This window comes from Bacillus sp. FSL K6-2841 (genome assembly GCF_037976435.1).
GTDB lineage: Bacteria > Bacillota > Bacilli > Bacillales > Bacillaceae > Bacillus > Bacillus pumilus.
In genome coordinates, this window is record NZ_CP150266.1 from 2,768,211 (window position 1) to 2,780,324 (window position 12,114).

Here is a 12,114-nt window from a genome sequence, read left to right on the forward strand (position 1 = left end):
CTTTCCTTTCAATTCTGATCTTTTGAACAGGCAACCATCTATGTCCACATAAAGACAAGCTTCCTTCATCGAAAGCTCGTCTTTATGATACTATATTTTTTTCAAAAAAAGATTATGACATTAAACCTTTTCTTCTTTATACAAATTGGATCGCATTTTGAACCAATCAAACAAGTGGGTCGTGATGACCTTCAGGACGGCATATGTCGGAATCGCAACAATGATACCGACTACGCTGAACAATTTACCTGCTGTTAAGAGAACAAAGATAATCGTGATCGGATGAATATGAAGGTTTTTCCCCATGACCTGAGGTGAAATAAATTTCCCTTCAATGAGCTGAACCACTGTCCAGACAATGATCAGTTTTAAAAGCATCACTGGTGATGTCACAAGTGCAATCACAATCGCTGGTGTAATCGCAATCGTTGGACCAAGGTATGGCACCACACTTGTACATGCCGCAATGATTGCTAGCAGCAACGCATAGTCAAGTCCAATAATCAGATAGCCAATTAGAAGAAGAACACCAATACAGAAGCTGACAATGATCTGTCCGAGAATATAAGAGCTCAGGCGATGGTTCATTTCGTGAAGCACGATATGAGTATGTTCTCTAAACTTATTCGGAATAAATTTCAAGAAATAGTCAGGTAATTTTTTGCCGTCTTTTAATAAATAAAACAGAATGAACGGAACGGTCACGATCGAGATGATGATTTCAGTGAGCGCCCCTAAGAACGTCCCCACTCCGGTAAAGGTACTTTCCAAAATTTTCGTCGCTTGACTTGACGCTTTGCTCACCAATTCAGAGACGTTAAAATTCATGTTTTTTTGCGCTTGATTAATGAAGTTGCTTCCCGTTAGTTGTCTTATCTGATCTTCTACCGTATCAACATATTTCGGAAGGTTATGAAACAGGCTCATCATTTGTGCTTGTAAAAAAGGAATAATAGACACAATCGTCACTGTTATAATGCCAATAATGACTATATATAAAAGCAAAATCGAAAAGATTCGTTTAACTCTAAACCTCTCTAACAAATTGACAATCGGATTTAATAAATAATACACGACCCCCGTTAAAATAATCGGTAAGGCAATCGTTTTGACGAGTACAATGAGCGGTGTGAAAATAAAGGATGTTTTCATGAAAACAAGGATATTCAATCCGATTAATAGCAGGACGAGTAAAAAGAGAACAAACTTGTTATCAAGAAAAAATTTTCTAAATCGACTGCTCCACATTTGCATAGAATTCATATCGTTCCTCCAAACTCGGGCTATTTTATAAATAAATTGTACACTACCTGATCATGATATAGTGGTCATTGTTTCAGCTTTTTTCCCATTTCGCAATGGATATCACCCATACAATCAGAATGGGCTGTCCTATCAGTCTTATCCATAGCAAAAACTGCTCTGTGCTTTCTTGACCTGGAAATGGAATTCCCTCTCGTGCAGCAAATAAGTTTGCAGGGAAAATGAGGACAAGATAGACAGCAATGATTTTTGCTGCTGCGACCCTGACATTTGGCAAAAGCAGCAAGACAGCCAGCAGCCATTCTAGGCATGCCGTCGCATAGACCATTACATATGGATATGGCCAGCCTGGCATCATACGGGCAAAGCTGCTCGGCTCTATCACATGAAAAATACCGGCTGCTATGAATAAAAGCGCAAAGACGTATGTACTTCCTATATGCAGGACGCGCTTCATGATCGTTTCCTCCTCTCCCTTCTATCAGAGTATTACCCGAATGAAGGAAGAAACTACCCACTTCTCGTACATTTATATCCTTTATGTAAGACGCATCAGCCTATATAAAGGTTTCATCCGCTTTTCAATAAAAAGAATGTTCTTTCTTACAAACGCTTTCAAAGGATGTATAATCAGAGAAAAGCAGAAGGAGGGAACGACATGATTCGATTTGCTGTCATCGGAACGAACTGGATTACAGATCGATTCTTACAGGCCGGTGAAGGAATAGCTGATTTTACATGTACAGCCGTCTATTCACGATCCGCTGAAAAAGGCCAGGCATTTGCCGAAAAATACGGTATTGATACAGTTTTTACGAACTTACATCAAATGGCAGAAAGTGATGCGTTTGATGCCGTGTATATTGCGAGTCCAAATGCCCTTCATAAAGAGCAGGCCATGTTGATGATGGAGCACCAAAAGCACGTATTATGCGAAAAACCATTTGCCTCTCACCGAAAAGAAGTAGAAGAAATGATTGCTACAGCGAAAAAACATCAAGTTTGTTTAATGGAAGCGATGAAAACGACATTTCTGCCCAACTTCCTTCAAATCAAACAGCATCTTGATCAGCTTGGACCCATTCGGCAAGTGGTCGCTCATTACTGTAAATATTCCTCAAGATACGATGCCTACCGAAATGGCGAGATTCCAAATGCTTTTAAGCCTGAATTATCCAATGGTTCTTTAATGGATATTGGTGTGTATCTCGTCTACCCGGCGATCTATTTATTTGGTCTGCCGAATCAAATCACCGCGAGAGGCTATAAGCTTTCTTCTGGTGTAGATGGAAGCGGCTCTGTCCTTATGCAATATGACGGACATCAAGCACTCCTTTTTCATTCTAAAATTTCAACATCTCATTTATCTGCGGAAATTCAAGGAGAGGATGCGACGATGGTGATTGATCAATTCCACCGTCCTTCACATATCACGATCCATGATCGGCAAGGACACCAAACCGACATCTCTCTCAAAGATGATCAGCCAGCCATGTATTATGAAATCTGTCATTTTATTGAGTGTATTCAGCAAGGAATGAGTCAGTCTCCGGTCAATACATTTGCCTTATCTGTTCAAACTATGTCCGTTATGGACGAGGCGAGAAAACAAATGGGCGTGAGGTTTCCTGCCGATAGATAAAATGAATGGGGCATGAAATGATGAACAAAGGGCGAACATGAGATGCAAATTCGCCCTTTGTTTATTTTGGATCCATAGTTTATGTTGCCGCTAATACATCCGCAAATGCTTTCACATAGGGAGGAAGATCCGGTGGACGTCTGCTCGAGACGAGGTGACCATCTGTGACGACTGCTTCATCAAACCAGTCTGCTCCAGCATTTGTCATATCATCTTTAATACCAGGTGTACTTGTCACTTTTTTTCCTTGCAGGATTCCTGCTGAAATCAATACCCACCCAGCGTGGCAAATTTGCCCGATTGGTTTTGCCTTTTCATCAAATGAACGTACGATATTTAACACTTCTGGAAAACGGCGCAGTTTATCTGGCGCCCACCCTCCAGGGACAAGCACAGCATCATATTCATCCGCTTGAATGGAATAAAAATCTGCATCAGATACAGCCGGCACACCATACTTCCCAGTGTACTCATGATTTGCTTTTTCTCCTACAAGGTGCACAGTTGCCCCTTCTTCTCTTAAACGCAGAACCGGATACCATAGCTCTAAATCTTCAAAATCATCACTGACAAACGCAATGACCTTCTTATTTGATAAACGCATAACATCTCTCCTATTCTTTCGATTTCCTCTATTGTACGAGATGACCGCTTAAAAAGAAAAGCGGTTCCCCTTGAGGAGAACCACTTGATCTTATTCACTGATCTTGAATTTTTTAATTAAATCACGTAATTCTTCCGCCATTTGGGAAAGAGTCGTAGAGGAAGAACTAATCTCTTCCATAGAAGCAAGCTGCTCTTCAGCAGATGCAGCGATATCTTGGATGCTTGCTGAACTCTCCCGTGATACATCTGCAATTTCATTCACTGCTTTAGAAATTTGCTCAGATCCTTTTGAAAGCTCGCGTACTGTTGTATTCATTTCATTAATTCTTGTAGCGATTTCGGCTGTTTGCTGATTAATTTGTGAGAAGCTTTCTTTCGTTTGATCTGTAATGGAAAGACCATTCTTCACTTCTTCATTTACTGATTTGAACATATTTTGAGATGTTTCGATTTCAGATACGATTTCTTTCACAAGCTTTTCAATCTCTTTTGCTGAATCTGATGATTGAACTGCAAGTTTACGCACTTCCTCTGCAACAACAGAGAAGCCTCTGCCTGACTCACCTGCACGTGCTGCTTCAATGGCTGCATTGAGTGCAAGTAAATTCGTTTGATCCGCAATGCCGTTAATCACGCCTAGGATGTTTGTGATGTCTTTTGATTTATGCTCTAGTCCATTGATCACCCCTTCAGCTTCTTTCACTGAATGGTCGATCGTCTTCATTTGGCCAACGGTTTGTTCCACAAGCTGTCCGCCTGATTCCGCGGCTGTTCTTGATTGAATAGATGACGCTGTGATGACATCAGATGTTTCTGCGACTTCGTTCAGTCCCTCATTCATTTGTTTTAAATGAGCCGCACTTTGCTCCACCATTTCGCTTTGATTTTCGTTGCCGTTTGAGAATGTTTCAATAGATGATGTAATATGTTCAGTTGCTTTTGTTGTTTGGCCTGCGCTTGCCGTCAGTTCTTCAGATGAAGAAGCCACGTTTTCTACAGATGTTTGTACTGCTTGAATGACATCTCTTAATGATTCACTCATTTCATTAAAGCTTGTGCCTAGCTGTCCAATTTCATCTTTTGACCGGACATCAATTTTTTCTGTTAAATCTCCCTCACTGATTTTCTTTGAAGAAGAAACAAGTATAGAAAGTGGTTTTGTAATAGAACGGATGATTAAGAAGATCAGTATCCCACCAATGATAAGCGCACCAGCTAAAATGATAGCGGCCATGTTAAAGACTGGCTGTGCAGCTTCTTCGACTTCCGTCACAAACATCGTACCGACAATTTTCCAGCCCGTCGCTTTGTTTGTGGTGAATTCCATTTGCTTTTCTTTTCCTTCGAACATATAACTCATAGAACCTTCATCTTGTGAATAAAGCTTTTCTAGCCATTCACCAGATAATTTTGTTCCAGCTTTTTTCGTAGGATGGGCAACAAAGGTACGATCCGGACTTCCGATAAAGGCATAGCCTTGTTTCCCAATGTTTATGCTATTTGATTCTTTTACTAGATTCGCAATGTCTAAGTTCATTGCAATGACTCCTGATCCGTCCTCTAACTTTTTAGAGATGGTGACCACAAGCGTACCTGTAGAAGCTGTTGGATACGGTGCTGAAACAGACAGCTCTCCGTTTTTCTCCCAGCCGTCTTTATACCAATCCCGCTCCGTTGCGACATAATCAGCAGGCATTTTTTTGTTAGGATATCTCGAAAACACTTTGCCATCACTTGAAGCGACAAAAATGCCTTCTGTGTCATCATTCATACTCATGAACTGCTCAAAGCGTCCTTGAATATCTGTCGTGTCTTTTTGCTTAAGCTTTTTCTCCGTGATCCATTTGCTAAAGAAATCAGCTGCGTCTGTTTTCACTTTCATAACCTTCGTAATATTTTTATCTAGCTGCTCGACGTTCTCCTTTGCACTTTGCATGATTTGATCATTTAAGGAAGTGCTGGCCGTATGATATGAAGAGAATGCCAACACAATGATTGGGCATAAGAGAATAAATAAGAAAGAGAATACGAGCTTTTTTGAAATAGATGGCTTCCTGAAATACTGTATGAATTTCATAAAAAAGAAAACTCCTTTTAGTAAGATAGTATATATATCGGAAGAACTACTAGGTTGTTAACTTTTTTAACTTATTAAAGTCTAAATAAGACCAAATTACCCAAATTATATGTATTGAATGGAAAAACACCTGACGCCAAAACGTCAGGTGTTTCCCTATACTCTTATATTTTAAATTGTTTAATGAGCTCTCTTAGCTCTTCTGCCATCTGAGATAACGTAGCAGAGGATGAGCTGATCTCTTCCATAGATGCCAGCTGTTCTTCTGCGGATGCTGCGATATCTTGGAAGCCTGCAGAGCTTTCTCGTGAAAGCTCTTTGATTTGATTCACCGCATGTGAAATATCATTTGAGCCATGCGAAAGTTCTTTGGCTGTTCCGTTCATTTGTTTCATTTGTTCTGTCATTTCTAATGTTTTATCGGTAATTTTCTCAAAGCTGACTTTCGTTTCATCTGTAATATTTAATCCAGATTGTACTTCACCTGCTACTTGTTTAAACATGTTCTGTGATTTTTCAATTTCCTCTACAATCTCGTTCGTCAAGCTTTCAATTTCCTTTGAAGAGCTTCCTGATTGCTCTGCCAGCTTACGAACTTCTTCTGCAACAACAGAAAAACCTCTGCCTGCTTCTCCTGCCCGAGCAGCTTCTATCGCAGCATTTAAAGCTAAGAGATTGGTCTGGTCAGCAATGCCGTTAATGACACCCAGAATGTTCGTAATATCTTTTGATTTCTGCTCTAAGCCTTGAATCACAAGCTCTGCTTCTTTCACTGCCTGCTCGATGGTTTGCATTTGCCCTGCTGTTTTTTGAACAAGCTCTCCACCGGCCTGAGCCGTTTTGCTCGAATCAATCGACGATTCCATCATATGAGAGGTCGTATCGACCATATGGGATAAGCTGCGATCCATTTCATTCAACTGGACTGAGCTTTTTTCGATCATATCATTTTGATGTTCATTGCTGTTTGAGAACTGTTCAATAGATGATGTGATATGCTCAGTCGCTTGAGCGGTCTGTCCCGCACTAGCTGTTAACTCTTGAGAGGAGGCGGCCACATTTTCAATGGAATTTTGAACAGCTTGAATGACTTGTTTCAGCTTTGATGACATCTCGTTAAAGCTATGCGCAAGCTTGCCGATTTCATCGTGCGTACGAACTTCAATATGCTGTGTCAGATCACCCTGACTGATTTTTTCAGCCGATTCAGAGAGCGCTATCAGTGGCTTTCGGATCGATTTAATAATAAAATAAATCGCGATTCCGCCTATGGCAATCGCAACTGCCAGTATGATCATTGTTAAGTCGAGAACTGGCTGTGCAGCTTCTTGAATTTCGCCAACATACATTGTTCCAGCAAGCTTCCAGCCTGTTGCTTCATTTGTGTCAAAAAACATTTGCTTCGGCTGTCCATTGTATTCATATTTAAAGTTGCCTTGTTTTTTATCATACAATTTCGTGATGAAATCACCTGTCAATTTCTCCCCAGGCTTGTCTGTTTTATGGGCAATATAATGCTGATCTGGAGTCGCGACAAACGCATAGCCCTCTTTACCAATTTTGATACTGTTTGTATCTTTTATGATCGTGTTCAAGCGCATGTTGATCCCAATTACACCAGATCCATCTGCTAACTGTTCTGATATTGTGATGAGCAGGTCATCTGATGACTTGTCGACAAAAGGATCTGAAATGATGAGTTTCTTATCTCCCATCGATTGTTGAAACCATGGTTCGTTTTTTGCGCTCGCTCCATTCCCTTTATGAATCTCGGAATATTCGGTTAGTTTACCATTTTGATCTGCAATGAATACTTCCACAACATCTTCGTCTGTTTCCGATAATTGCTCTAATTTCACCTTAAGTAAATCCTTGTTTTTAGAAGTCAATTCACTCTTTTTCACCGATTTAGATAAATAAGAAACGATATCAATTTTAGGCTGTACATCTTTATTAATGAGTTCGTTTAATTGCTGAACACCATTTGCAGCACTAGACATAATCTCATCATTGAGAGACTTTGATGCCACTTCATAAGAAAATGCTGCCAATACGAGAATTGGCACTAGGAGAATCGCTAAGAATGCAGTAATTAATTTCTTGGACATTGTAAAATGCTTAAAAAAGTTGATTTTTTTCATGACTCTACTCCTTTTGAATTATGATTTGTGGTCTTCCCCTTCTATTCTTAGGTAATACGAATTATTTTTCAAGGGATAATGTTCGAAATTCAATTAAAATGAGTAAATTTACCTATTTCTTTTGATTTATTCAATTGAAAAAGAGCCCTTTAGCTGAAGGGCTCTTTTCATTTTGTCTATTCGACTTTAAATTTGCTGATCAAATCACGCAATTCTTCTGCCATTGATGAAAGCGTAGCAGAGGAGGAGCTGATTTCTTCCATAGATGCGAGCTGTTCTTCCGCTGAAGCCGCAATGTCTTGAATGTTTGCGGAGCTTTCACGTGAGACGTCTGCAATCTCACGGACAGCCTCTGACACATGTGCAGAGCCATTTGAAAGCTGGACAACTGTTTGATTCATGGTTTGAAGCTGGTCAGAAATTTCTTTTGTCATTTCGAAAATATTGTGGAAGCTGACTCTTGTTTGTTCAGTGAAGCTTAAGCCTGATTGAACTTCTCGATTCACCGCAGTGAATACTTCCTGTGATACATCGATGTCTTGAACGATTTCTTTAATCAAATTCTCGATTTCTTTCGCCGAATTGGCTGATTGAACAGCCAGTTTTCTTACTTCTTCTGCTACAACGGAGAAGCCTCTGCCAGATTCCCCAGCTCTTGCTGCCTCAATCGCTGCATTTAGCGCAAGTAGATTTGTTTGGTCGGCGATACCATTGATGACACCTAGAATTTGTGTAATGTCTTTTGATTTACTTTCAAGAGCGCTGATGACATTCTCTGCTTTTTTCACGGACTGATCAATGACATTCATTTGAGAAGCGGTTTTTTCGACAAGCTGTCCGCCTTCCCCTGCGATATCTGTTGATTTGATCGATGAAGCAGTAATGGATTCAGCCGACTCATTCATGTGCTGAAGGCCACGGTTCATTTCCTCTAACTCGTCTGAGCTAGATTCGACTTTTTCATTTTGACTTTCATTTCCATTTGAGAATTGTTCAATGGCTAGTGTAATATGCTCTGTTGCTTTACTTGTTTGCCCTGCGCTGGCTGTCAGTTCTTCTGAGGAAGAAGCGACATTTTCAACTGAGGTTTGTACGGCACCAATTAGGGTTCTTAATGAGTCTATCATTGTATTAAAGCCTTTTCCAACTTGACCAATTTCGTCATCTGATTGGATCTGAAGCTTCTCTCGCAAATCACCTTCGCTGACTTTTTTCGAGAAGCGGGCAAGGTTGGATAATCTTTTCGATATAGAGCGGACGATAAAGAAGATGAGGGTACCTGCTACGATAAGTGTCACACTGAACACAATAAGGGCTGTATTGAAAACGGGCTTTGCTGCATCTTCTACTTCTGATACGAGCATCGTTCCACCGATTTTCCAGCCGGTTAATTCATTGGTCACATACGCAACCTTTTTATCTATTCCTTTGAGTGTGTAACTGCCGCTTCCTTCTTTGTTTTTAAAAATAATATTTGCCAGATTCTCATTGACCTGACTTCCTGACTTTTGGGTCGGATCTGCTAACACTGTTTTATCTTTCTCCATGATGAAAGCATAGCCTTTTTGCCCAATTTTGATTTCTTTTAACTTTTGAATCAAGGTGTCAATTTCCATATCAAGTCCAATAACACCTGAACCATCTTTCATTTTTTGAGTAATCGTGATAACCATTTTGCCTGTGGAGGCTGCTACATATGGTTTTGTGATGACTTGTTTGCCGTTTTCTGCATTGAGTGCTTCTTGATACCATGGACGCTCTCTCGGATCGTAGCCATCAGGCATCTTTTGAACAGGATATTGCATAAACAGTCCCTTTTCGGAGCCTGCATAGATAGCAGAAACATCTTTTTCATTAATTTTTCCAAATTGCTGCAATTCTTTAATGGTCGTATTTCTATTTTTTTCTTGAAGATTAGACGCTTTGAGTGAGTCTGTAAACAGAGCCACAGCATCTGCTTTATTCCCTATATTCTCATTGATTAAAGTATCAAATGCATTGACTTGACTCATTGCACTGCCCATAATCTGTTTGTCTAACTCTGTCTTTGATGTAAAAAACGCACTAATTGTCAGTGCAGTGGTTGGTAGGATAAGGACTACCAAAAAAGCAATAATTAATTTTTTTGAAATGGATGGTTTTTTTAACCATTGGATCATTTTCCCCATTTTCTCTTTCCCCCTTTACTTCTCTAAAGTTATTATCGGATGAAAGGTTTAATTTTACAGGCTAGACATGCTGTTTAAACATAAAAAAATACCCAGACAATTCTGGGTATTTTTTCATCGTTTTTTAATCAATTTTGAATTGACTTGTGAGCTCTTTTAGTTCCTCTGCCATGTTTGCAAGAGTCACTGAAGAAGATGATATTTCTTCCATAGAGGCCAGCTGCTCTTCAGCAGAAGCCGCAATATCTTGAATGTTTGCCGCACTTTCTCTAGAGACTTGGCGCATCTCCTGCATAGCTTGTGAAACCAGCTTCGAACCGCTCGATAGATCAATGGCTGTATCGTTTAATTGCGTCAGTTTTTTCGACATTCCTTCTGCCGCCTCATAAATGTTCTGGAAGCTTTCTTTTGCTTCTTCTGTCATACCAAGTCCTGCATGTACTTCTCGATTGACCGTTTTGAACATATCTTGAGATTTAGCAATTTCTAACACAATTTCTTGAATGAGCTTTTCTATTTCTTTCGCTGAGTCTGCCGATTGAACAGCTAGTTTTCTCACTTCTTCTGCCACGACAGAGAAGCCGCGTCCTGATTCGCCTGCTCTAGCTGCTTCGATGGCTGCATTTAACGCAAGAAGATTCGTTTGATCTGCAATGCCGTTAATGACATTTAAAATGCTCGTAATATCTTTAGACTTATATTCTAATTGCTTCATGACTTGTTCTGCCTCTTGTACAGATGTATCAATATGTTTCATTTGGCTCGCTGCGCTTTCAACAATCCGGCCGCCTTGACCAGCTGCCTCTGTCGATTGAAGTGAGACAGAAGCCACTTCTGATGACGTTTGTGACATGCCTTGTAATCCTTCATTCATTGCCACAAGCTGATTCGTACTAGATTCGACTTTCTCGTTTTGTGCTTCATTTCCATTTGAGAATTGTTCAATCGACATTGTGATATGCTCGGTTGCTTGACTTGTTTGGCTGGCACTTGCCGTCAGCTCCTCGGAAGCGGATGCCACATTGTCGACAGACTGCTGAACCGCTCGAATGACTTCACGTAAAGATTCACTCATCTTGCTAAAGCTTCTTGTGAGATCTCCAATTTCATCCTTCGATTTGGTTTCAAGGGTTTCGGTTAAATCACCCTCGCTCACCTTTTCTGAGAAATCAACAAGCTTTCGAAGTCCAATTGTGATGGAGCGAACGATAAAGAAGATCGCAATACCGCCAAGGATAAAAGAAGAAATTAAAAGAATAATGGCAGAATTCCAAACTGGCTGTGCTGCTTCTTCTGTTTCTGATACAAACATCGTTCCAGCAATTTTCCAACCTGTTAAATCATTTGTCACAAAAACGAGGCGTTTTTGTTCTCCTTTATTCTCATAAGTTGATGTTCCTTCTTTGCTGCTGTAAAGGATTGATGAAATGTTCCCTGTAACTGCAGAGCCTGATTTTTCTTCTGGATGAGCTACAATTTGCTTATTTCTATTTGCAATAATTGGATATCCTTCTCGTCCAATTTTAATGTCTTTGATTTTATCGACAATATCCTGTACATCAATATCAATCCCAATGGCTCCCGATCCGTCCTTCAGACGCTGAGCGATTGTGACAACCATTCCATTTGTTGTGGCAGAGATATATGGATTGGTGACCACAGGTTCACCTTTTTCGTCCTGCATTGCTGCTTTATACCAGTCACGAGTCGTTGGATCATAGCCTTTTGGCATGTCTACTTTAGGGAACTGAATAAAGTCACGTTTTTTACTTGCTGCATAAAACCCAACCACATCATCTTCATTGATTTTGCTGTATATTTCAAAATGCTCATACAGTTCGTCCTGGTTTTTCTTTTTAAAATCTGCAGCACTGGATGTTTCGGTAAATAGTTTGACTGCATTTTCCTTATTCAAAAGCTTTTGCTCGATCATGTCATTCAGTTCATTGACTCTTGCATTTGCTCCGTACATAATTTCATGATCTAATTCTTCTTTGGCAATCTGATATGAAATCGTACTGAGTGTAATAATTGGCAAGACAAGAACGAGAGTGAATGAAATAATCAGCCTCTTAGAAATCGATGGTTTTTTCAACCATTTTATTGCATTTTTCATGTTTTTCCTCCTTTTAAACGATATGTTATATATCGGACATCTTCATATTATTTTCATGTTTTTCAAATAAAAAGGATGCATTTTTGTTTATTTCCACAAAT

At 39.9% G+C, this 12,114-nt stretch carries 8 protein-coding genes; 1 reads left to right on the forward strand and 7 read right to left on the reverse strand.

The window, feature by feature from the left end:
- Window positions 1-120 precede the first annotated feature (120 nt).
- Window positions 121-1,263, reverse strand: a complete 1,143-nt coding sequence (locus tag MHH68_RS14235) for an AI-2E family transporter (protein WP_058013832.1) — start codon at window positions 1,261-1,263, stop codon at window positions 121-123.
- Between the two features lie 73 nt (window positions 1,264-1,336).
- Entirely contained in the window at window positions 1,337-1,720 is a 384-nt protein-coding gene (locus MHH68_RS14240) for a DoxX family protein (RefSeq protein WP_339163683.1), read from the reverse strand.
- 201 nt (window positions 1,721-1,921) lie between these two features.
- Between MHH68_RS14240 and MHH68_RS14245 the strand changes: the two genes are divergently transcribed.
- Window positions 1,922-2,905 (forward strand): Gfo/Idh/MocA family oxidoreductase, encoded by a 984-nt coding sequence (locus MHH68_RS14245; protein WP_339163684.1) that lies wholly within the window; start codon window positions 1,922-1,924, stop codon window positions 2,903-2,905.
- A gap of 79 nt (window positions 2,906-2,984) precedes the next feature.
- On the opposite strand, the gene MHH68_RS14250 is transcribed toward MHH68_RS14245, so the two are convergent.
- From MHH68_RS14250 to MHH68_RS14270, 5 genes are all read right to left on the reverse strand, one after another.
- A complete protein-coding gene (locus MHH68_RS14250; protein WP_169055594.1) occupies window positions 2,985-3,509 on the reverse strand; it encodes a type 1 glutamine amidotransferase domain-containing protein in 525 nt (174 codons plus the stop codon).
- 90 nt (window positions 3,510-3,599) lie between these two features.
- Complete coding sequence (locus MHH68_RS14255) at window positions 3,600-5,588, reverse strand: methyl-accepting chemotaxis protein (RefSeq protein ID WP_339163687.1); 1,989 nt, start codon at window positions 5,586-5,588, stop codon at window positions 3,600-3,602.
- 164 nt (window positions 5,589-5,752) lie between these two features.
- Window positions 5,753-7,729, reverse strand: coding sequence for a methyl-accepting chemotaxis protein (locus MHH68_RS14260; RefSeq protein WP_339163689.1), 1,977 nt, complete (start codon window positions 7,727-7,729; stop codon window positions 5,753-5,755).
- Between the two features lie 176 nt (window positions 7,730-7,905).
- On the reverse strand, window positions 7,906-9,897 hold the full coding sequence (locus tag MHH68_RS14265; protein ID WP_339163692.1) for a methyl-accepting chemotaxis protein: 1,992 nt from the start codon (window positions 9,895-9,897) through the stop codon (window positions 7,906-7,908).
- 124 nt (window positions 9,898-10,021) lie between these two features.
- Entirely contained in the window at window positions 10,022-12,013 is a 1,992-nt protein-coding gene (locus MHH68_RS14270) for a methyl-accepting chemotaxis protein (RefSeq protein WP_268497638.1), read from the reverse strand.
- Window positions 12,014-12,114 lie beyond the last annotated feature (101 nt).

Coding starts and splice junctions, on each gene's coding strand:
- MHH68_RS14235 (WP_058013832.1), bottom strand. CDS start 1,263: ATGAATTCTATGCAAATGTGGAGCAGTCGATTTAGAAAATTTTTTCTT.
- MHH68_RS14240 (WP_339163683.1), bottom strand. CDS start 1,720: ATGAAGCGCGTCCTGCATATAGGAAGTACATACGTCTTTGCGCTTTTA.
- MHH68_RS14245 (WP_339163684.1), top strand. CDS start 1,922: ATGATTCGATTTGCTGTCATCGGAACGAACTGGATTACAGATCGATTC.
- MHH68_RS14250 (WP_169055594.1), bottom strand. CDS start 3,509: ATGCGTTTATCAAATAAGAAGGTCATTGCGTTTGTCAGTGATGATTTT.
- MHH68_RS14255 (WP_339163687.1), bottom strand. CDS start 5,588: ATGAAATTCATACAGTATTTCAGGAAGCCATCTATTTCAAAAAAGCTC.
- MHH68_RS14260 (WP_339163689.1), bottom strand. CDS start 7,729: ATGAAAAAAATCAACTTTTTTAAGCATTTTACAATGTCCAAGAAATTA.
- MHH68_RS14265 (WP_339163692.1), bottom strand. CDS start 9,897: ATGGGGAAAATGATCCAATGGTTAAAAAAACCATCCATTTCAAAAAAA.
- MHH68_RS14270 (WP_268497638.1), bottom strand. CDS start 12,013: ATGAAAAATGCAATAAAATGGTTGAAAAAACCATCGATTTCTAAGAGG.